We start from the raw sequence: 22238 nt of genomic DNA, 5'->3' as shown, positions 1-22238 counted from the left end.
CGCCCTCCGTGCTCACCGCTCAGCTCAGGGTCACCGCTGGCCGACAGTACACGGCGGGTAAGCGCCGAGAGTTCCTCCGTTCGAGGGGCATGCCCTTGACAGATCAGCGACAAGGTGCGGCTCCCCCCGAGCGGATTTCTGTGTGATCCTGGCTCAAGGGAGAATCGCCGTCCACCCCGCGACGCGGCGGAGCGCACATGTCTCCAGCAGTCGACCCGTCAACTGGACGGGACGGTTCCATTTGGGAGCGTGCGCCGAGTCGGGGACAGCTGAACTCGGCCACCGGGTCTGTTCCGATCGAATACTGCCTGCGCCATCGTCCGCGCGTACGGCGGCGGGGGAGAGGCTGAGGTCGGCCACGCTCTCGACCTCACGATTCTTCGCGGGCATGCCCTTGAAGGCTCATGTGCCAGGCATGCACGAGCGCTGCTGAAGAGAGCCCGCACGGGCCGCGATCCGGTTGTGCCGCTCCGCCAGCACGAGATGGCGCCGCCCTGCTGTTGCGGCTCCCGTACCCGTCGCGGCAGGGCGGCTGTGGCGCTCCAGCCACTGCAACAGCGCGTTCTTGCCCGCGGCGAAGTCGACGTCCCACAGGTCTGCTTGACGCTGGACTCGAACCAGCCACCTGCCCCGGTCCTGCAGGGTGCGCCCTCCGGCCTGCTCGAATCGCAGCATCAGCCAGGCCAGCTTGACTGCTTCGGGGAAGACGACCAGGGGCACGGCACGCGCCGAGCGGGCCTCCAGCCCCGCCGCCCAGGCGCGCTGCACCCACACCAGCGTGTCGGGCGCATACGTCCACCACTGATACATGACCTGGCAGGCGTCGGCGAACAGTTCCTCGCCGGCCGACTTGAACTTGCCCTCCAGGCGCAGCCTGTCCCGGTGCGCTGCCACGCACGCTGGAAGTGAGGCCAGCGGCACGGTGTCCGGATCGGTGCTGCGTGAGTCGTCCGTCCACCGCAGGTGCCGGCCGCACACCTGCCAGCTGTCCGCCGACATCAGCCACACGCGCTCACCGACCTGCCGCCGGTGTCCGCACGAGGCGCACCACGGCACCAGATGCCCGCCCTCCGCTTCCCACGGCCATTGCCACATCGCCGGCCCTGTACCGGGCAGCAGCAGGTCATCCGCCAGTGACGGCAACGCCCACTTAAGCAGCCCCACGTCCAAGTCCGCGAGCACCGACAGGTGGGTCCGGCCCGCCGCGTTCACCTTCATCTCGGTGTACTGCGGGTACTTCTCCACCTGCTCCGGATCCTGGGACGCTTCACCCTGCCCGACACGGTCGAGGAACGACGCCAGGTTCAGACCGTTGGCCCGCCCCAGCCGCCGCACGAACGATCCGGTCGACTCCCCGCCCACCGGCCGCACCTGCACCGGCAGCGGACGGCTCGGTCCCAGCAACCCCGCCAAGTCCATGGGACTTCCTCCCCGCCACAGCACGCCTCACCAGGACATTCGTGCTGCTTCGCACAGGCCGTCAAGACCCGGCCACACCTTCGAGTGAACCTGCTCCGACCCGGTCTCCGGCGCGCCGGAAACCTCCTCACCCTCGGGGCGAGGACTGCCATGACACCCAGGGGAGGACACCGCGTGGCAACCCTGACCCTCAACGGCCTCAAGACACCGCTATACGGTCACCAGGACATGGCCGTGGACGCCATCGTCACCAGCTTCGCCGAAGGCGCCACCCGCGTCACCAGCACCATGGCCACCGGAACCGGCAAGACCCATGTAGCTCTGCACGCCGTACAGGAGACCGCGCCCCAGGGACGGGCTCTCGTCCTGGTCCCCTCGCAGGCGCTGTTGGAACAGACCGCACAAACCTGGCACAGGGAGGGGCGCCCCGGCCGCTACCTGGGCGTCTGCTCGCCCGACGAGGCCCTCAGTCGTTCCCTGGCCAAGACGCTGACGGTGGTGAACACACCCGAGAGCCTCGCCGAGGCCGCCGCAGACACCGACGGCCCTCTCAACGTGTTCTGCACCTACCAGTCGCTGTTCAAAATCGTCCGGGGGCACGCCGATTACCACCTGCCGGACTGGGACGTCGTCGTCGCCGACGAGGCCCACCACACCGCAGGCCGCCTCGACAAAGCCTGGGGCACCGTCCACGACAACGACGCGCTGCCCGCCCGCCACCGCCTCTATATGACCGCCACGTTCCGCAAGTTCAACCACAGAAAGGGCCCCTACGGCGGGCCCGACATCGAAATCGCCTCCATGGACGACCAGAGCCTGTACGGCCCCGTCGTCTACCGCCTCTCCATGGCCGAGGCCATCCAGGAAGGCCTGCTCGCCGACTACCGCATCGCCGTCATCACGATCACCAACAAAGACCTACGCCGCAGCCTGCGCGGCACTGTCACCAGCTACACCGGCGAAGGACTGCGGGCCGCCGCCGCCCAGATCGCTCTTCTGGTGGCCCAAAAGCGCTACGACCTCAGACGCACCCTCACCTTCCACCCTTGCATCGCGGCCGCCGAAGCATGCGCCGAAACACTGCCGCAGACCGCCGCCCGCATGCCCGGCTACGACGTGTCGCGGCTCCAGGTCAACACCGTCAACTCCAAACAGAACTCCTTTGTCCGCTACCAGAACTACGAAGCCTTCCGCACCGCCCCGCTCTCCACCCACCCTGCCGACACCCGCCCGCGCCGGGCCGTGCTGACCAACTGCCGCTGCTGCGCCGAAGGCATCGACATCCCCGCCATCGACTCCCTGCTGTTCGCCCACCCCAAGACCAGCACGATCGACATCGTCCAGGCCGTCGGCCGCACCCTGCGCCAGACCCCCGGCGACGGCAAGATCTCCACCATCATCATCCCCGTCTACACCGAACCGGGAGAGGACATCGGGCAGGCCACCCGGCGCACCCGGTTCCACCTGATCTATCAAGTCCTCATCGAACTCAGCGTCTACGACGAGCATGTCTTCGAACGCGTCGAATACCTCACCGGGGACGGCGAGCCCACCGAGCCCGAACTCGCAGCCCACCCCATCCGCGTCGACGAGATCCTCGCCGTGCTGGGCCTCGATCACGTCGATGCCCCCAACCAGGTCTGGGAGATGGGCTTCGAACAGGCCCAGCGCTACCACACCGAACATGGCAACCTCGACGTCGCCAGCAGGCACCTGACCTCCGACCGCTTCTACCTGGGCTGGTGGCTCGGCAAGCAGCGCTCACTGCGCGCCAACCGCATGCTCCTGCCCGACCGCATCAAACGCCTGACCGCACTCAGCATGACCTGGCAGCACCCGCCCCGCAGCATCGAATACAAACTCGACATCGCCCGCGACTACACCGCCCAGCACGGCCACCTCGCGCCCCGCGCCAACGAACATCACGCAGGCATCGCCCTGGGCCGCCACGTCGCCGACTGGCGCCGAGAAGCCCGCCAACGCGCTCTGCCGGACTGCTACCACCGGGCCCTCAACGACATCTACCCCTGGTGGGCCGCCAGATGGAAAGACGAGTGGAAACGCACCTACGCCAAGGCCCTCAAGGCCGCTCGGGGCGGCGACCTCACCTTTCCCGACCTCAGCCCCGACAACGACGACAGCCCCCTCACCCGCTGGCTCGACGACCAGATCGACCGCCTCGGCAGTCTTACCGACATGCAGCACAATCTCCTCGGCGCTCTACCGCTCCACCATCCCCTAGCCCTCCTCCTGCGCCGGCCCTACGGCCCGTCCGGCTGGGCCTTCGCCCGCGGCCTGCGCGCCGCCCGCATCTTCTGGCGCTCTCATCAGCACCTCAACGTCCCCCGCAGCTACCCGTGCACCGTCGACGGTCAGCCCCTCGATCTGGGCCGCTGGATCAGAGAACGGCGCCGCGAGCCCGCCCGACTCACCCGCGAACAACTCGAGGCTCTGGAAGCCCTTGACATGCGGTGGACCTGACCGATCCGACGTTCGCACCCTCCACCAGCCCTGCCCCGCCGCACGGCCAACGGTCAACGATCTGCACCAGCGCCCCACCGCGCTGTGTTCGTCCATCCCGCCGTCGTCCGACACTCTCTGGCGCACACCTGCGGCACACGTCGTTCCCTAGGTTCAACGGCCGGTTGATAGCCCAGTCGGCACCCCCAGGACCTACACAGCCGCAGGGCTGCTGACATCCGCTCACCTCCGCGTGCCCAGTGCGCGTTTCATGTGTGATTCGATGTGCTTTTCGTGTAGGTTGGAGGCGGAGGTGGCTCTCGTGTCCCATGAGCAGAACGGGCTCTTCACATCGGTCGATGCCCTGCTGGAACAGGCGGCGGCACCGGATGCCCTGCCGGCCCCCGCCGAACGCAAACGGCTGCGCGAGGCCGCAGGCCTGAGCCAGGACCAGGTCGCGAAGGCACTGGACGTGCGACGCGAGACGGTGACCGGTTGGGAGGCGGGCCGCACCGAGCCACGCCCTCCCAAGCGGGCTGCCTACATTCGCCTCCTCGACGGCCTCGCTGACCGCTTTCCCGTCCCGGCGGCGTCCTCCGGCTTGGCGCCAGGACCGCGTACTGGCCCGCCCGCCATCACAGAGCCACAGGCGCCCGAACCGCCTGTCGCGCCCACAGCAGGTCCCGCGACCCCGATCCGGCGGCCTGCGACGGCACGTCGGTCGGCGCCCCAGAAGCCGGCGGCCGCGCCCGCAGCGGACACACGCTTTGCCGACGGGCCGCTCGTCGTCGTGGACGGCGACGACACGGCGTACTGCGCCGACGGCCTGGTGCTCGACTGCCCGCTCACCGACCTTCCGGCACTGGTCGACTGGGCGCTGGGCGAGGCGAGATTGGGCGCTGCGCGCCTTCACCGCTCGGGCAAGGACGCCGACCCGCTGATCGTGCTGACCGCCTCCGCCGTCCAACGCCTCGGCCTGCCAACCGAGTTGGAGGACCGGCGCGGGCTGCGCCTGTCTGACGACCACAACGCCCTCAAGCAACTCACCAAGGCTCGATGGAAGCTGACGAAACGGGGCTTCGGCCCGTGGGCGCGGGTCTACCGCACGGCCGACGGCGCGCGCCGCCAGTGCGTGCAGTTCGCCGTCCTGCCCTGGGGCGCCCTCGACACGCGCTCCTGGGGGATGGCAGACCAGCTGCCGCCGGTCGAACTCGCCCGCCTGCTCAGTACCTACGCCACCCGCGTGCTCACCCCGTGCGGCTCGACCGCCGTCACCGGCCTGGAACTGATGACCGCGCTGCGCCCGCCCACCCGTGCAGTGAAGGACCCCGCCACCGGGAACTGGGTCTCCGGCCCGATGCCGGGCTCGCTGACCGAGGCGGTGGAGTGCGCCCCGCCCGAGGCTCCCGACGGGCACCCGGCCGTCGCAGCCTTGTATCCCCGTTTCCACCAGCGCACCCCCGACCAGGTGTTGGATGAAGAGGCCTACCAGTGGTCCCGGCCGTTGACGGACGCGGAATGCATGAAGCCCTACGTGGTCGGCATCGACGTCAACATGGCCTTCGCCGCGGCCGCCAACCGGCTCACCGTCGGCCTGTCCGCCCCCGTCCACGTCCACCGGCCGATCTTCGACGCGAAACTGCCCGGCTCCTGGCTGGTCGACCTCTCCCACATCCGCCTCGACGAACGTCTACCCAGTCCGTTCACCCCGCACGGCGAACGCCCCACCGGTCCGGCCTGGTACGCCACTCCGACCGTCGCCTACGCCGTCGAACTCGGCTACACCGTCACTCCCCTTGAGGCCTACCTGCGCTACGAGCACGGCCCCTACCTGGACGCCTGGTACACCCGGTTGCGCGACGCCTACATCGCCACGATGGCCGACCTCGGCATCACCCCCGGCATGCCGGAGGAGCAGTTCCTGGCCGCGATGGCCGGACACCAGCACACCGACCCCGTCCTCGCCGCCGTGCTCAGCGCCATCAAGGCCACCGTCAAGGGCGGTCTCGGCAAACTGCGCGAGCGGGCCCGCAGTGGCGGCTGGCGGCCGGGCGAGCCCTGGCCCGCGCTCGCCCGCCCGACCTGGCGCCCCGACATCCGCGCCGCGGTCATCGCCGGCGCCCGTATCAACATGCACCGCAAGATGCTCAAGATCGCCACCCACGCCGGTCTGTACCCGGTCGCGATCCTCTCCGACTGCGCCGTGTACCCCTCCGACGGCCCCAGCCCCCTCGGCTTCCTGCCCTACCGGGACGGCAAGCCCCTGCCTGGTGGATTCCGGCTCGGCGTCTCGCCCGGGATGGTCAAACACGAGGGCACCCAGAGCGTGCTGTGGGCCGAGGGCCTGCTCGAGGAGCACGGTCCGGACGTGAACATCGCCCGGCACATCAAAACCGGCATCGTCGCCGGCCAGGACGAGGGGGAGTAGACCCCGATGGGCCTCATCGCCGACAGCCTCGACAAGGCCGACGCTGCGCACTTCACCCGCCCGGTGCCGAAGTCGGCCCAGAAGCAGATGCAGTTCCTGGTCAAACAGACCAAGGGCACCAAGGGTGCAGCCGACCTGCTGGGCGTCACCCAGCGCACCGTCGAGCGGTATCTCACCGGACAGCTCAAGCAGCCGCGCCGCCACCTCGCGGACCGGCTCGCCGACGAGGTCCGCAAACGGTGGCAGCCCCGGGTCCGCGACCGGGCCAGAAAGCAGGCCGCCACGACCGGGGGCATCATCATCGACACCCGGGCACGCTTCGGATTCACCGCCGCCCCGGGCACAACCGACGACCCGCGGCTACGGCCCATCACCCAGGGCCTTCCCCCGGTCTACGCAGCACGGCTCTTCGACGCCCACGCCGCCGGAGCCACCGAGGAGCAGCTCCAGAGGATCGTGGCCGAAGGACTTCAGGACATCTACTTCAAGGACCGCGGCCGGCGCGCGCAGGGCCTGTTGGTGGACTTCACCGACATCGATTACGTCGACGTCGATTACTAATTGAACCCTCAGGTCGTAAGCGGTGAGCCGGTGGCCCGGCGCTGTGTGTGCAAGCAACAGCGGGGACGGGCCTGTCGCGCGTCTGAGCACGCGAACCACGCGAATCCTTGAGGGTGAGAGTGGCGAGCAAGGCACGGGCGCGTGGCCCAGCTGTGAAGGGACCTCAGGCCAGGCTGTGAACTGCTGGGTGCTGCCGCCCTTGCCGTTGCCTGCCCGCCAGCCGGGCCACTGCCTTCGCTGGCCCGTCTGATTCGTCTGTTCTGCTGCGGCGGGCCGAGTGGTGGCGGAGAGCCCTCGAGCCCTCGGGTGTGATGGGCGCGGCGCAGGAGACCGGGGCGCCCTGGCCGGCAGCTGCATGCCGACCGGGTCAGGCGGCGCCGAGTTGGGGGGTGTGCCGCTGCTGCATGGTTCCGAACACCTCGTCGAATGCGAGGGAGCGTCCCGTGGGCACCAGGTGGTAGGGGGAGCCTGAGCCTGCGGCGGGTTGCGGACCTGTGCGGCCCAGCATGAGGACGTCCAGGGGGGTGAGGACGTCGAGGTTGTCGAAGACGTAGCAGATCGGCAGCTGCGTCCATGCGGCGAGCTGGAGGTGCGCCATGACGGCAGCCCGCTCCACCGCATGGCGATGGGTGATGCGGCTGGTCATGCGGCTCTTGCAGTCGATCAGAAACACCTGCCGGTCCTTGGCGGCCACTAGATCGGGTGTCCAGCGCAGTGAACTCTCGGTGCCCCGCAGGGCGACTCGCACCGCTTCGGTCAGCACGCCCTGGCCCCAGGGGCTGACGTCCCATCCGCGCAGGGCGAGTTCCTCGGCGACGCGCCTTTCGTGTGCGTCGCCCACGGCCTTCCTTTGCTGAAAGCTCGGCATACCGGCAAGTGTTGCTCTCCTCCTCGGGCTCGAAACAACCCGGTGCCCCGTCTCGGACACTCCTGGCCAGGGATGTTGGTGGTCGTTGTCGTTCGTTGGCGTTCATGGGTGTCCGCCGGTGTCTCTCTGCGTCTCATGGCGTCTCACGCTGTCTCGAAACAACATGACCGGATCTGATCCCTGCAGCCGTGCGCCGGAGTTGCGGCCCACTTGCCGTACGTCTCTTCGTCCCACCGTGGCAGGACCGGACGATGGCGGGACGTGGATCCGACGTGCTGCCTCCCGTGCCGTTTCGGAGGGGAGGACTACCAGGTGATCACCTTCCCGGTGTGGCGCTGCTCGGTACGCCGCGTTAGGAGGCGCCAGGCGATCTCGTCGTGCTCCCTGAGGTGCTGCCAGGAGGCAAGGAGACGGCAGCGGACCAGTTGGTCGAGGAGATCCTCTACCTGCTGCTGGGACTGACCGCCCAGCCGGGCAAGCACGTCGAGTTCCGCACTTCCGGAGCCGTCAGACGTGTGAGCTGCCAGGATCAGAGCGGTGAGCTGCACCGCGGGGGACATCCCGCGCGGTGCGACCAGCGGAACAGGGTGCAGGGCCCAGTGCGCCGCGCGGGTACGGGTGCCGCGGCCGGATGTCTGGGAGTGCATGTCCGCATCGAGAAGACGCGCCTCCACATGGGGACGCCGCGGGCCGGAACAGCGCAGCCACCCGGCGTGTTCCAGTTCGCTCCACAGTTCTGCACGGCCGTGCAGCCGCATGCTGCGCAGAAGGCCGCGGGGGAGCCGGACGCGGCCTCGGCCGTCGGCGCGCAGGGCGCACTGCAGGGCCAGTAGTCGGGCGGCGGGGGAGGAGAAGCGGGGCAGGGCGACGGCGAGGTAGGTGAGCATTTCCCGCACGCGCTGTTGCTCCGGCGGGCTGTAGGCGGGCGCCCTGCGTTCTGGCTGCGGCCCGCCGGCGGAGGAACGGATGCGACCGGGACTGAGCAGTGTGGGCGGCACGATGGCGGTGTGGCTCATCGCGGCGGCGCAGGCGGCGCAGGCGTCTGCGAGGCGCCACGTGCGGCCGCTGCGATCCCGGGTCAGGGCGAGCAGGACGGGGCCGGCGCAGCCGCGGTGACGGGGGTGCCAGTGGCAGCCCCGGGCCCGGCACTGGCAGGTGCGCAGGTGCCCGGGCAGCGTGTCGGCGCGGGCGTGGCGGGCCAGATGGGTCAGGGCGGCCGACCGGGCGGAGGCGGCCTGCACGGGATGGTGCGGGGTGCAGCGGGGGCAGGCCAGGGCCGGCCCGCCCGGCTGCGGGCGCAGTTCCACCGTCCAGGTGCGCTGCACCGCGGCGTGCATGCTGGCAAGCCGCATCGGCTCGGTGCCCTCCCATCTGCTCAGCGTCGGCGAGGTGTGGCGTCCTCCCGGTCGGGCGAGCGCGGGAGTCGGCCGCACCGTAGTGCAGATCTCTGCACTCGTGCAGTGCCGGCGGCCGCGGCGTCCACCAGCGGAAATAGTGCAGAGGTCTGCACTGACAGGGCAGGGTCCTGCACCGTCGGATGGTGGGGTGACGATCTTGCCGCCCGATCCCGACCTCACCGCGCTGCGCGTCGAACTTGCGCGCCTGCGGGGCGAGCGCGGCTGGACCTTCGACGAACTCGCCGACCGCAGCGGCCTGGCCCGTCGCACCCTGATCGACCTGGAGCACGGTCGCACCACCGGCAGCGTCACCACCTGGCACGCTCTCGCCCACGCCTTCGACGTCCCCATCGAGCACCTGCTGGGCACCCTCTGCGACGACCACACCCCGCCCGGGGCGAAGGGCTCCTGACCCCGCCGAGCCCCGCCCATGAATCACCCGAACCGGCGAGCAGGCGCCGAACGGTCAAGCGGCAACTCGCATGCAGGTTCGCCCCGGATGGGCTGCCCGGGGGACGCGCCTCCGCCGTCCCCGCCGCTTCGGCGCGCCGCCTGGCACGGTCCGGTCCATGTGCCCCAACACCGCCTCCACCGGCCGCCACTGGGACGGCAGCCCCCGCACCACCCGCGCCCGCCGCCCGCTGCGGGTGGCTGCCACCAGCCCCAGCCGCCTGCTGCGCTGCGGGCAGAACGTCTGCTGCCGCCTGTGCGGCAACCGCATCGACGTCTACCTTTGCAGCGATCAGCGGCCCATCGCCCTGCACCCCGACGAACTGGCCACCGCTCAGATCCCCGAGTCCTGCCGCTGGCACCTGAGCTGCGGCATCGCCCACCCCCACGCAGACGGCAGCGCCTGGTGCCGCATCCCGCACACCGTGCTGTGTCCCGGCCGCACCCCACCCGCAATCGTTCAGCTGAGCCCGCACATCGAGGCGGTGCGCCGCCAGCTCGCCGTCCGTTCCCGCCGCCTGGTCGACACCGGCGCCTTCACCCCGCCGGCCCCGCCCGACCCGGCCTGCGAGGAGCAGGCCGCCGACGCCCGCCGTCCCGCCCGGCCCGTGGTGCAACTCCTGCTGGGCCGCTATCTCGCCGACCGGCCGCTGGAGGAGATCCGGTGTGTGGCCCAGACACGCCAGCGCCGCCGCTGCCCCCAACCCATGCTCGCTGCTCACACGGCCGCAGGTCGCTGGACCCTGCTGCCCGCCGGCCCGCAGCGCGGCCAGTTGACCCTGCCCGCCACCCTGATGGCCGTCTACGACCTCAGCCGCCTGCCGTACGCGGAACGGCTGCGCTGGCGCACCCAGCGCTGCCCCGCCCACGCCGCAGCCCCCGGCGCCGCCGACCTCGCCCTGGCCGACTGGCAGGTCTTCGACCCCCTCCTGCACGCGGCGCACATCCACACCCGCCTCCTACACGCCGCGCCCAGCCATCAACGGGAGGCCTGACAGTGGCGCACCATGCCCTCGAAGTCACCCTGACGCGACCGCTCACACCGGCCGAACTCCACCACGCCGCCCAGGTGCTGCCGCTCGCGGCCAACCATGACGCCACCCGCCTGATGATGCTCGTGCGCGCCAAGAGCCCCGACCGGGCCGCGCACCGTCTGCGCCACCGTGTTGGGCCACGGCTACCAGTGGACGTGGTCACCACACACTACCCGGACACCGACGGGCAAATCGTCCTCAACATCGCCTTCCCGCCCACTGCGCATGCCGCTATCTGCGACGCCGCCCACCGCGCCGCACAGCCCCCGGAACTCTTCATCCGGCACGCCATCCACCGCGCCCTGGACCGGCACGACCGCGACGAAGCCGCACGCCTCGACCAGGCGATCCAGCAGCTGCTCGCCGACGCGACGCCCGCCCACCTGCTGGCGGCCGTCGGACGTGCCCTCACCCACATCCCCGGAGCCCCGCAGTGAATCCGACCGACGAACAGACCGCCGCGGCCGACGCCTTCCATGCCGGCGAGCACCTGGCTCTGCAGGCCGGCGCGGGCACCGGCAAGACCACCACCCTGGCCCTGCTAGCCCACACCACCCAGCGCCGCGGCCGCTACCTCGCCTACAACCGGGCCATCGCCCAGGACGCCACCAGGCGCTTCCCTGCCAACGTCTGGTGCAAGACCGCCCATGCGCTCGCCTATGCCGCCGTCGGTCACCGCTACACGGGCCGGCTGAACGCGCCGCGCCGTCCGGCCTGGCAGACCGGACAGGCCCTCGGCATCACCAAAACCCTCCCCATCGGCGAGCGCGACCTCTCCCCGAAAGCCCTGTCCTACGCCACCCTGCGCACCGTGGCCCGCTTCTGCCACACCGCCGATGAGGCGATCACCCGCCACCACGTGCCGCACCTGCGCGGCCTGGAAGACCGCGACCTGCACAGCCAACTCGCAGCCCACATCGTGCCCTTCGCCAAGAAGGCCTGGACCGACCTGCAGCACCCAGACGACGGCGCGGTCCGCTTCGACCACGACCACTACCTGAAGATCTGGGCCCTCAGTCAGCCAAGGATCGACGCCGACTTCCTCCTGCTGGACGAGGCCCAGGACACCAACCCCGTCGTCGAACAGGTCTTCCTCGCTCAGCGTGGGCACGCCCAGCTGGTCATGGTCGGCGACTCCGCGCAGGCCATCTACCAGTGGCGGGGTGCCAAGGACGTCATGACCGGCTTCGACGGCACCCAGCTTGCCCTGTCGCGGTCCTTCCGCTTCGGCCCGCTGCTGGCCGAAGAGGCCAACCGCTGGCTGCACATCGCCGGCGCCCCCCTCCGTCTCACAGGCACCGATGCGGTGCCCACCGAACTCGGTCCCCTCACCCGGCCCGACGCAGTGCTGTGCAGGACCAACGTCGGGGCCATGGCCCAGGCGATGGACCTGCTGGCCGCCGGACACCGGGTCGGGCTGGCTGGGGGAGGAGACAGCCTGCGCGCTCTGGCCCAGGCCGCCCGTGACCTGAAGGACGGCCGCCGCACCACCCACCCCGAACTGCTCCTGTTCCCCTCCTGGGGCGAACTGCAGGACTACGCCGCCCACGACCCGGCCGGACGTGACCTGCAGCCGTTCGTCGACCTGGTCGACACCCACGGCACGGACGCGATCCTGGCCGCGGTCGCCCAACTCGTCCCCGAACAGCAGGCCGAAGTCACCGTTTCCACCGCCCACAAGGCCAAGGGACGCGAATGGGCCAGAGTGAAAATCGCCGACGACTTCACCTCGCCCCAAGACAGCGACCAGCAGGATGACAACGGCCGCCCGGTGCCCGGTCCCATCGATGACGGCGAGGCCCGCCTCGCCTACGTCGCCGTCACCCGTACCCGCCACCGGCTCGACATCGGCGGCCTGTCCTGGATTCATGACCATCCGGACGGCTCCCCTGGGTGACCAACGCGCATCGAGCCAGCGCCTTCACGGTTGCGGGTGCCACCGTGGTCGTCGTGGGACGACCGACCTACCTGTGGGCCGTGGGTGCCTGTGTCGAAGTCACGCGGCGACGCGATGCAGTGCGAGTTTGGCCAGCATGACCTGGTTGGCTTCCCAGCCGTCGGGGAATTTGGCGGGCACGGACAGATGCACGGGGTCGGTCGAGGGGTGGCTGTCCAGGAGGTCGGCGATTCCTTCGCGGGTGACGACGATGCATGCCTGCCGGTGGCGGGAGGCGAGGACACACAGTCGTCCGGCTTCCAGGTGGAAGGCTGTGGCGTCCCGGCGGCCGGACAGCGGGTGCACGACGATGACGACTTCGAACTCGCGGCCCTGCAGCCGGTTCGCGGTGTCCACCGCCACGCTTGGCGCATTGGGGTTGCCTGTGCGGGCCAGCGCGGTCCGGACCAAGTCGGCCTGGTCGCGGTGAGCGACGCCGATGGCGATGTCGCCGGGTTCCAGGGGCCGGCCGCCCGGGTGGCGTTCGCAGGTGGCGACCGCTCCGCGGCCCAGCAGCCGACCGGCGAGGTCGGCGGCGGTCTGGAGGGTCTCGGTGTCGGTTCGCGGGACGTGGCGGCGGGGCAGTTCGTGCAGTGCCCAGCCGGTGGTGAAGGCCTCCGCGAGGGTTTCGTCCAGGTCGGTGCGGGCGAGTCCGGCGGTGCGGAACTCCAGGGCACGCGTGTCGTCGCCGGTTCCGGAGGTGAAGGGGGTGAACGGGTAGAACGCCTGGGCGATGGTGGGTGCGGCCGAGAGCGGCAGGCGCCAGGACACCGGCAGCCGGTGTACGGGGATGTTCTGGTTGTGCTGCAGCATTACGCTGACGCCGTTCTGCGTGGGGTCGTGCGGCAGCCCGATCCAGCGCTCGGTACCGACGATCGTGAATGGGTCCAACTGGCCCGGGTCGCCGACGAACAGGCCTTGATCGAAGCGTTCGACGATCTGCAGCAGCATGTCCGAACGCATCTGGTAGGCCTCGTCCAGGATCGCCCAGCCGAACGTGGCGTCGCGGACGGTGGCCCACTTGGCTGCGGTGGCGACGATGATCCGGCAGCCGGCCAGGTCGGCCAGGGTGCGGCCGACGGTTGTGTTCGTCAGGGCATTCAGGACCGGCGGCGGGTTGTAGCCGGTGGCACTCAGCCGTCCGACGGCGATGCCGGGGTGCTCCTTTGCCAGACGTACGACCAGGTCGTCGACCTGGTTGTTGGTCTGGGCGACGACGATCGGGCGCTCGCCGCCTTCGGTGAGTTCCTGGGCGGCGCGGACCACCAGAGTGCTCTTGCCAGCGCCGGGCGGGGAGTCGACGACCACGGCCCTGTGACGCCCGTCGGCCATGTCTGTGAGGATCGCCTCGGTGGCAGCGGCAGCGGCCGTTGCAGGGTTGGGTGCGGCTGGTTCGGGCGTCGCGCTGGTGTCAGTCCTCATTGCCCCACTCCTCTGCGGCGGCGTCCTCGGGTATGACGGAGTCGGTGCCGCTATCGTCGGCGGCACTGTGTGTCCACGGGGTGGCGTCGGAGGCCGGGAACTGCGGCGCTGGGCGCCATCCCGGATCGGGTAGGTAGGCGATGCGCTGGCCCAGTTCCGGGACGGTGCCCTGCTGCGGGACGCGGCTGCGTCCCATGCCGCCGGTGATCTCCACCGTGACCCGTGTGGTGCCGCCGTCGGAGAGGACGGAGACGATCATGGCTTTGTGTCCGGTCGGCAGGGACGGGCTGATCAGCTTGGTGTCGGCGGCCAGGCGCACGGGATCTTCGGTGCGGACGGTGACGCGGGGCCGCGGCACACGCCTGTTTTTGTCCGTGGTGACCACCCGGCCGGGGTCGGCCTCCACGACCGTCCCGGCGAACGCCTCCCCGGCGCTGCGCCGATCGGCCAGCACGAACCGATCGTCGAACGCCATGTCGGACTCGAATTCGGCCAGCGCGTGCTCCAGCCAGCCCAGCCGCCGGGCCGCACCGATCGCGTTGTCCCGTTTGCGCTGCGGAGGGCCGTCGGAGTCCCGGTAGTCGGAGTACTTAGTGAAGGCCTTGCAGTCGCCTTCGAAGCGCTTGGCGGTCCGCGGTGCCTCGGGCACGGAGCGCAGCAGTGATATGGCCTGCCACACCATGCGCCAGGTGGGCTGGATCTGTCCCGCGATCAGTTCCCGCAGTTCGGTCTCGGCGGCGGCCAGCGCATGCGGGTCGCCGAGGGTGTGGGCCGTGTCGAACCTTCTGATCGCCGGGGCCAGGTCGCGGTTGTCGAACTCGGGGGAGGTCGGCGGGCCCGCCGGCGGGCACACGTCCGGGTTCTCGGCATCGGCCATGGCCTGCTCGACGCTCAGGCCCGGCGGGGGAGCGATCCAGGCCATCAGGGAGGCGAGGTTCTGATCCTCGAGCGTGCTCTGGCCGGTCGCCCAGTGCTCGGTGAGCATTGCGGTGACGGGCAGCAGCGTGGAGGTGCCGGCCTGCTCGGCCCTGTCGACCAGGAACGTCAGCCACATGCCGAACTCCGGTACGACGTCCGGCACCGCGTAGGGACCGGACGTCGCGCGGAAGCGGCACATGCGGCCCAGGTCGGCCAGGGCTTTGACGCCGCCGGCGTTGGGCACCAGGATCTGAGGCGCGTCGGTGTACCGGGAACGCTCGCCTTCCCCGCGGCGGTTCTGGCGGAAGGAGTTGATGTAGTTCATCACGATCCGGCCGAGGTCGGCGGCGAACGCGAACCGCTGGTCGCGGTTGCGGGGCTGGGCCACGACGAGCAGGGTTCCGTTCCTCTTGGCGGAGCCGACCATGGCGGCCAGGGGAGCCCCGGCCTCTCCGGCCATGGCCAGCGGGACGATCACCAGTGGCCGGCCCGAGAGGTGCCGGTGCCGGAACTCGGTCCGGGGCACCGCCTGCATCGTCTCCATCGCCTGCACGTGTGCCAGCGCCGACAGCGTGCTCATGCCGCACCCCCGAGGTCTTCCAGTTCTGCGCGCAGCCGTGCGGCGTGCCGGAGGGCCGCGGCTATCTCCACCTGGTCCTCGCTCGGTGTCAGTTCTCCGCGCGCCAGTCCCATGACCATGGTCGTGGTGTCGATGCCGCCGAACTGCTCGCGCACTGTCGGCCCGAGGACATCCAGCGAGGCTTCCGCTCGGGCACGGGAGCGGCAGTAGAACGCCATCTCGCAGTGGTTCAGGCAGTCCGGTCGGTACGTCACGAGGACCTGATCCAGTGCCTCGGCCAGCTCCTCGGCCGGGCGCCGGGGCTGCTTGTTCTTGTCAGGGGTGGGGTCGAGATCGAAGGTGAGGTCCTCGGGGAGCAGGTCCACCAGGTCTCCGATGCGCTCGATGCGGGACAGCTGACGGGTCAGAGCGGCCACCTGCTTGCGGGCGTCGACGAACGCGCCGGTCGGCCGGTTGGTGAAGTCCTTCGGCGCGACCAGCACGATCGTGTCGGAGACGGCCTCCTCGCCGATGCCGGCCCGCCCGAGCAGGTCGCGCAGCGCGATGATGTACGCGCATGCCTGTGTGGTCGCCGCCCGTACCTGCGTGGAGTCTGCCTGGTCGTCGATGATCGGGAAGCTCTTGATCTCCACGACGTGGAAGCGTCCGTCGATGCGGAGGGCGACCAGGTCGGGCTCCAGGTACACCTTGTGCCCGCCGATCAGCAGGCGCAGCATCGGGTGGTCGAACAAGGTGGCGTCGCCCTCGCCCCGGGCGGCCCGCAGCAGGACCTCTTCGGTGCGCTCGTGGCGCTGCTTGGAGCGGCCGTCGCCGCCGACGTCGTTCAGGTCCTCGTAGCCCACCTCCGGCAGTGTCAGCTCCAGGGTCTCGCGCAGGACGCGCAGGAGCTCCGCACAGCCGTTGTCTTTCACCATCGCCTCGAAGGCGTTGCCGCGGGTGATGGCGAAGGAGGACTGGCCGAAGGACGGGGGATGGCCGACGTGTGTGGCGATCGCGGCCTTGTCGGAGCCGGAGGCGTCCAGCAGGGCCCGCAGCGTGCAGCGCGGGTTGTTCTCCAGGGCCGCCAGCGACCTGGCGTTGTAGTCCAGGCGCTTCGCGGATCCGCGCAGTGCGTCGAGGCGGTCGTCGACTGGGTTTTTCACGGTCTCGTAGATCCTTGCGGAGGAGAAAGGGCTGCGGGGAGACGGGAGTCAGGCGCGGGCCGACCGCAGATGCGTGACGCCCTGCAGGGGCGCGCCGAACAGCTGTCCGTCGTCCCCGAGGGACTTACGGGCTCGCCGTGCGGCTGCCGCCCGGGTGGCGCGGTCGGTGCCGGTATGCACGTCCAGCTCGGCCTGGGCGGCGCCGATCACCTGCTGGGGTTCCAGCGCGCCCTCGTGACCGGAGGCGTTTCTCGGCATGGCGTCGGGGATGTTGACGGCGAAGCGCCACAGCAGGCGCAGGGCCTCCGGGCTGGGCCCGTCCGGTGTGGACTCGGCTGCGGTGTGCACCGCTTCGGCGATGCTGATCGCGCTGGTGAGGAAGTCCACGCGCGGTGACAGCGGGCCGATGATGCGCTGCTCCAGCGTCCAGGTGCTGATGGTGATCAGTGCCCGCACCGGTGTCAGCAGGTCGTGCGCCAGTGCCGGGCACAGGTAGTACGGGCGGGCACCCGGACTGGAGCGGTAGGAACGCTCCTCGTCCCGGCGCAGGCTGGAGAGCTTGGACGCGGACAGCTCTCCCGGGAAGAACGCCTCGTGCACGCCGACGATCAGTTTGGGGGCGGCCGGGGTCCCGAGCAGCATCAGGGCGCGGTGGACGTGTTCGCGCGCCGGGAGCTGCGCCCCCCGGGCGGCAGGGGCTGCTTCCGGGGCGGGGCGGGGCGGCGCGGCCGCCGGTTCGTCGGCGTCGATGAGGGCGTCCCAGGCCCGCTCGGCGCGGCGCAGCTGCATCCGCAGCTCGCCGGCACGCTCGGTGTCACCGGCGGCGGAGGCGTCGCGGATCGCGCGGCGCAGGGTGCCGATGCTCTTCTCCAGGGCGTCCAGCGGATCACTCATGGCCCAGACGCTACCAGGCTTCCAGAGTTTCCCAGACTTCTTCCTGAGATTGTGTGTACAGTCGTTGCCACCGAACCTCCGACCCGCGGCGGCGCAGCCCGCGTCGGCCTGCAGACCGTCCTCCTGGAGGCACCCGTGACGGGACGCGTATTCCATACCTCCGACTGGCACCTGGGTCGCCAGATCGGCCGCCACCACCGACGCGACGGCGAGTTCGACGCCGTCCTGGACGAGATCGTCGAGATCGCCGCCGACTTCGCCCCCGACCTGATCGTGCACAGCGGTGACCTGTTCGACGGCCCCAGGCCGAGCCTGGACGACATGCGGCGCGCCGCGCAGGCGCTGCGCCGCCTCGGTGCGATCGCGCCCGTGGTCGTCGTCGCCGGCAACCACGACACCCCCTACGTCCTGGCGTTCCTGGAGTTCGTCCTGAACGACATGGGCACCCGCGAAGGAGACCAGGTCCGGGTGCGCTTTGCTACCGACGCCCGCCCCGACGGGCTGCTCGTCGCCGAATACCCCACCAAGGACGGGGAGTTGACGCTGCGCATCGGCGCGCTGCCGTACCTGCATCCCAACCGGTTCACCTACGACTTCGCCGACCCCGCCCTGACCACCGCGACCTACGCCGAGCGGATGCGCACCGTCCAGGCCGACGTCTACCGCCGCCTGACCGCCGGCCGCGGTGCCCGGGACGTCCTGGTCTTCGCCGCCCACCTGTTTATCGAAGGGGCCACCCCTTCCTACTCGGAGCGGCGTATCTCCTTGAGCGCTGAGTACGCGGCCGCAGCTGGGGACCTGCCCGACGTCGCCTACGGCGCCCTCGGCCACATTCACAAGCCGCAGCCCGTCGGCCGTGCCGGGTTCCCCGCCTACTACGCCGGCAGCCCGCTGCAGATGGACTTCGGCGAGAGCGGCGACACCAAGAGTGTCGTACTTGCCGAGGTCGGTCCGGGCGCCAACCCGCGCATCGAACTCGTACCCCTGACCTCCGGCCGCCGCCTGATCCGCCTGGAAGGCACTCTGGAAGAGATCGTGCAGCGCGCCGGCCGCGTCGGAGACGCCTGGGTGAAAGCGGTGGTGAACGTCGAGGCCTCCAGTGCGTTCCTGCCGGAGACTCTCGCCAGGATGCTGCCGAAGGCGACGATCGTTGACATCGAGGAGCGCCGCCCCGGGGTAGCCGGCCGCGTGCTGGACCGGGAGGCCTCCGCCCGGGAATTGCCCGACATCAAGGACCTGCTGTGCGACTACCTGCCCGGCCGTGGCACGACCGGCCCAGCCCTGGACCGCGTCATGGCCGCCTTCGCCCACCTGCAAGCCGAACCGGATCCCGAAGATCCCGCACCGTGCTGCGAGGAGACACTGCTGGCCGCGGCCATCGCAGGCCTGTCCCTTGACGGCGTCGACCGCTCGGGTCTGTTGGCCGACGGCACCGGATCGGAGGCGGCGCGATGAGACCGCTGGCGCTTTCCCTCACCGGATTCCGCAGCTACCCCACCCCGGTCACCGTCGAGTTCACCGGCAGGAGCCTGGTCGCAGTCCTCGGCGACACGGGCGCCGGCAAGAGCAGCCTGCTGGACGCCATCACCTTCGCCTTGTTCCGCAAGAGTTCCTGGGATGCCAAAGAACCCCGGCAGCTCATCGCGGACGGCGCGCAGGCCATGAGCGTCGAGCTCACCTTCCTGCACGACGGGCAGCGCTGGCACGTACACCGCACCATGCACGCCACCAACGCGAACGCAGGCCGGCACCACCTCAAAAACCTGGATACCGGCGAGGAGATCGACAACGCCAGCGCCGTCGACGCCCGCATCAGAACGGTGCTGCAGATGAGCTACGACACGTTCCTGCGTGTCGGGCTGCTCCCTCAGGGCAAGTTCGACCAGCTCCTCACCGCCGCCCCCAGGGAGCGAAGCGAGCGGCTGCGGGAACTGTTCGGCGCCGAATCACTGGAGTCCGTCCAGCAGATGGCCGCCCGCCACTGCCTGACGCTCAAGGGACTGCTGGGCGATGCCAGGGTCAAACGCGCCGTCATGCCGGAGGACCCCGAGCAGGCCGCGGCAGAAGCCGGCAAGGCCGCCGACGCAGCCGCAGCCCGTGCCGAACGCCTGAACACCGCCATCGACCGCATCACAGCGCTGCAGGAGGAAACCACCGCAGCGCGTGCCGTCGCCGAAGCAGCCGCCACCGCCGCCCGGACCCTGTCCGCGCGCACGGTGACCGACGCCCATACCGTCCTTGACGAACTCGAGCCCGTCGCCGCCGCCATCGCCTCACGACGGGACACCCTGGACCAGCGCGCCGCCCAGGCCGCGACCCGGGAAGATGAACTGACCGCAGCGATCACGGCAGCCGACACAGGCGGAGAAGGACGGGACGCCCTCGGCAAAGCCGCCGTGGTCCTGGAGACCCTCGCGGAGCGCGCCGAGGAACACCGTGGCGAACGCGACCGGCTTGCCGCACTCACCGAACAACTCGCCAACGAAAGCGCCGCCATCGTCGCAACCGAAGCGGAGCTGACCAAGCGCGCCGACCACGCCAAACCCCTGGCAGAGGCAGCCCGTGCCGCCGCGGAGGCGAGCCAAGAGATCCGCACGTGCGCCACCACTGTCCGTACACTGATCACCGCTGCCATCTCGGCCGTCCGCCGCGTCGCCGACACCGCCAGCGATCAAGCCGCCGCAGTGGCCAAACGCGACGTTGTTCGCGAGGATGTCGGCCCGCTGCAAGCGGAATCAGCCACAGCCGAGAAAGACGTCACGAACGCCGAGACGCATCTGGAGACGCTCCAGCTGCGGGACAAGGCTGCCGCGATCGCCGCCGAACTCCATCCCGGCGGCGACTGTCTCGTGTGCCGGCGGAAGCTTCCGGCCGACTTCGAACCCGCATCCGAGACCGGTACGGCCGAGCTGGCCGCCGCGAGAGAGCAGCTGCGCGAGGCGAAGGCCTCACGTGACAAGGCCGCCGGCCGACTCGCCGAAGCCCGCGCCGCCGTGACCGCGGCCGAGGAGGCCGTGTCCGAACGCGGGAGGGAGCATCAAAGCGCTCAGCACAAGGCACAAGACGCCACAGCAAACGCAGTGCGCGCCTTCGCGGACCTCGCGGCCCTGGCCGCCGCAACCAAGGCAGACTTCGACGCCGAATCAGCTGCTGCGACGCTGACCGCGGCCGCAGCAGCCCTGGCCGTGCCAGCCGCCAGCGCCGCACACCTGGAGCAATCCTCCGAGCGGTACACAGCGCCGATCACTGACGCCGTCACCGCATGCGAACAGGCAGCCGCCGCGCACGCCGAACGGCTGCAGAGCGACGTGCATGGCCGCACCGCCGTGATCGAAGCAGAACGCAAGGCGCTGGCAGGGCGCAGGAGTTCGCATCAGCGCGACCTCGATGACGCCGCGGCAGCCTCCGAGCGGCACGCCCGCGCCGTGGTCCGGATGGCCGCCGAGGTCCGCGCGCTGCCTGTCCGCATCCAGGCGATGCTGCCGGGCGAAGCGATCGATGTGAGCGCAGATGACGCGGCCGCCGCTGCCGCTGCCGTAGCCGCCCGCCTGACCGAAATCCAGGGGCTGTTCGATAAGAGGGAAACGCAGCGGTCGCACAAGGACGCGGTCCTCGACCTGCAGCGCGCCCTCGACCAGGAGAACCGCACTGCCGTGGAACGGCCGCTGAACGAGCTGCGCGGCGCCCTAGACGTGTGGGCTCAGGCCGTCACACAGGCGATCACGCATCTGGGCGCCGCCGACCCGTATCAGATGCCGCAAGCCCCCGCTGAGCCGGGAATCGCCGAGATCCGCCAGTTCACCGCCGACCTGTCGAAGACCGCCTCGAGGCTGGGCGACAAGCTCGCCGAGGTGTCCGCAGCCGGCGCGGCCCGCGCTGCCGCCGCGCTGACCGGGCTCGGCGAGCACGCCGCCGCGCTCGCCGATGTCGACGGCTTCGACCCCGCGGCCGACCTGACGGCACCGCAGGTGTTGCACCCTCTCGTCGCCGCGGCTGCGACAGCAGCCAGAGAGGTCGAGGACCAGCACAGGAAGCAGCGTGAGGTACAGGTTCTGATCAAGTCAGCCGCTGACCTGGACTTTGCGATAGCCGCCGGGGAGGCCCGCTATGAGGCGCTGGACGTGCTGCGCCGCGAACTGGTCGACGCCAAGTTCCTCGGCCACCTCACCACGCTGCGCACTCGTGCGCTGCTCGGCGTCGCCAGCGACCTGCTCGGGCAGATGACCGACATGCGATTCGGCTTCGCCGACAGCTTCGACATCGTCAGCCGCAGCTCCGGAGTTGTCCACCAGCCGAACCGGCTGTCCGGCGGGGAGAAGTTCCTGGCGTCGCTCGCCCTGGCTTTGGCGCTCGCCGAAGTGCACGCCCGCAGCGGGCCGAGTCTCGGCTCACTGTTCCTCGACGAAGGCTTCGCAGCCCTCGACACCACCGCACTGGACTCCGCCCTGGAGGTGCTGCGCGCCCAGGCCGACGGCGACCGCCTCGTCATGGTGATCAGTCATCTGCACGCCGTCGCCGAGGCCGTTGATGACGTGCTGTGGGTGCGGCGGAACGCTGCTGGATCCTCCGCGCGCTGGCTGACACCGGACCAACGGGACGAGCTGGTGCAGGCAGATCTAGCCAGCGGCCTGCAGAAACTGGCCCAATAGTGGTTTCGATGGGTCCGGCCAATCCGATAGTTACATACGTTCGCACTCCAGCCCGGCGATCCCCAACGGCACCCTTCACC

At 70.3% G+C, this 22238-nt stretch carries 16 protein-coding genes; 9 read left to right on the top strand and 7 right to left on the bottom strand.

The genetic code is table 11. The annotated features are described in order from the left end of the window. Positions 1-402: 402 nt before the first annotated feature. Positions 403-1419, bottom strand: coding sequence for a TniQ family protein (locus DMA15_RS00080; RefSeq protein ID WP_125510617.1), 1017 nt, complete (start codon positions 1417-1419; stop codon positions 403-405). 174 nt (positions 1420-1593) lie between these two features. Between DMA15_RS00080 and DMA15_RS00075 the strand changes: the two genes are divergently transcribed. The 3 genes from DMA15_RS00075 (at position 1594) to DMA15_RS00065 (ending at position 6868) form a co-directional block, all read left to right on the top strand. Next, a complete protein-coding gene (locus DMA15_RS00075) occupies positions 1594-3900 on the top strand; it encodes a DEAD/DEAH box helicase (protein WP_240659615.1) in 2307 nt (768 codons plus the stop codon). Between the two features lie 301 nt (positions 3901-4201). Further along, entirely contained in the window at positions 4202-6307 is a 2106-nt protein-coding gene (locus tag DMA15_RS00070) for a helix-turn-helix transcriptional regulator (RefSeq protein WP_240659614.1), read from the top strand. A 6-nt stretch (positions 6308-6313) separates the two neighbouring features. Further along, positions 6314-6868, top strand: a complete 555-nt coding sequence (locus DMA15_RS00065) for an XRE family transcriptional regulator (protein WP_125510614.1) — start codon at positions 6314-6316, stop codon at positions 6866-6868. A gap of 367 nt (positions 6869-7235) precedes the next feature. Here the strand turns inward: DMA15_RS00065 and DMA15_RS00060 are convergent, their stop codons facing one another. Then, a complete protein-coding gene (locus DMA15_RS00060; RefSeq protein ID WP_240659613.1) occupies positions 7236-7709 on the bottom strand; it encodes a hypothetical protein in 474 nt (157 codons plus the stop codon). A gap of 332 nt (positions 7710-8041) precedes the next feature. Continuing rightward, entirely contained in the window at positions 8042-9088 is a 1047-nt protein-coding gene (locus DMA15_RS00055; RefSeq protein WP_125510612.1) for a hypothetical protein, read from the bottom strand. Positions 9089-9281: 193 nt separating this feature from the next. Here DMA15_RS00055 and DMA15_RS00050 point away from each other — a divergent pair, with 193 nt between their 5' ends. The 4 genes from DMA15_RS00050 to DMA15_RS00035 all read left to right on the top strand — a co-directional run bounded on the left by DMA15_RS00050 (position 9282) and on the right by DMA15_RS00035 (position 12514). Continuing rightward, positions 9282-9545, top strand: coding sequence for a helix-turn-helix transcriptional regulator (locus DMA15_RS00050; protein ID WP_037751201.1), 264 nt, complete (start codon positions 9282-9284; stop codon positions 9543-9545). 157 nt (positions 9546-9702) lie between these two features. Further along, the gene (locus tag DMA15_RS00045; RefSeq protein WP_125510611.1) at positions 9703-10578 is read left to right on the top strand and encodes a DUF6083 domain-containing protein; all 876 of its coding nucleotides are present in this window, start codon (positions 9703-9705) and stop codon (positions 10576-10578) included. Then, on the top strand, positions 10575-11054 hold the full coding sequence (locus DMA15_RS00040) for a hypothetical protein (RefSeq protein ID WP_125517119.1): 480 nt from the start codon (positions 10575-10577) through the stop codon (positions 11052-11054). Before DMA15_RS00045 ends, DMA15_RS00040 begins: the two co-directional genes overlap by 4 nt. Further along, positions 11051-12514, top strand: coding sequence for a UvrD-helicase domain-containing protein (locus tag DMA15_RS00035; protein ID WP_125510610.1), 1464 nt, complete (start codon positions 11051-11053; stop codon positions 12512-12514). The genes DMA15_RS00040 and DMA15_RS00035 overlap by 4 nt, the downstream gene beginning before the upstream one ends. Before the next feature lie 99 nt (positions 12515-12613). On the opposite strand, the gene DMA15_RS00030 is transcribed toward DMA15_RS00035, so the two are convergent. Genes DMA15_RS00030 through DMA15_RS00015 form a run of 4 tightly spaced genes read right to left on the bottom strand, consistent with a single transcriptional unit; the run spans position 12614 to position 17509 of the window. Further along, positions 12614-13975: an AAA domain-containing protein gene (locus DMA15_RS00030; RefSeq protein ID WP_125510609.1), complete on the bottom strand. Its 1362-nt coding sequence runs from the start codon at positions 13973-13975 to the stop codon at positions 12614-12616. After that, complete coding sequence (locus tag DMA15_RS00025; RefSeq protein ID WP_125510608.1) at positions 13965-15473, bottom strand: hypothetical protein; 1509 nt, start codon at positions 15471-15473, stop codon at positions 13965-13967. Before DMA15_RS00025 ends, DMA15_RS00030 begins: the two co-directional genes overlap by 11 nt. Further along, on the bottom strand, positions 15470-16615 hold the full coding sequence (locus tag DMA15_RS00020; protein WP_125510607.1) for a hypothetical protein: 1146 nt from the start codon (positions 16613-16615) through the stop codon (positions 15470-15472). The genes DMA15_RS00025 and DMA15_RS00020 overlap by 4 nt, the downstream gene beginning before the upstream one ends. Before the next feature lie 48 nt (positions 16616-16663). After that, complete coding sequence (locus DMA15_RS00015) at positions 16664-17509, bottom strand: hypothetical protein (RefSeq protein ID WP_125510606.1); 846 nt, start codon at positions 17507-17509, stop codon at positions 16664-16666. A 135-nt stretch (positions 17510-17644) separates the two neighbouring features. Here DMA15_RS00015 and DMA15_RS00010 point away from each other — a divergent pair, with 135 nt between their 5' ends. Beyond that, positions 17645-18964: an exonuclease SbcCD subunit D gene (locus DMA15_RS00010; RefSeq protein WP_125510605.1), complete on the top strand. Its 1320-nt coding sequence runs from the start codon at positions 17645-17647 to the stop codon at positions 18962-18964. Next, positions 18961-22158, top strand: a complete 3198-nt coding sequence (locus DMA15_RS00005) for an SMC family ATPase (RefSeq protein ID WP_125510604.1) — start codon at positions 18961-18963, stop codon at positions 22156-22158. The genes DMA15_RS00010 and DMA15_RS00005 overlap by 4 nt, the downstream gene beginning before the upstream one ends. Positions 22159-22238 lie beyond the last annotated feature (80 nt).

It is taken from the genome of Streptomyces sp. WAC 01529 (assembly GCF_003945545.1).
Taxonomy (GTDB): domain Bacteria; phylum Actinomycetota; class Actinomycetes; order Streptomycetales; family Streptomycetaceae; genus Streptomyces; species Streptomyces anatolicus.
Note: the sequence above shows the minus strand (reverse complement) of the source record. Positions and strands in the feature narration are given on the sequence as shown.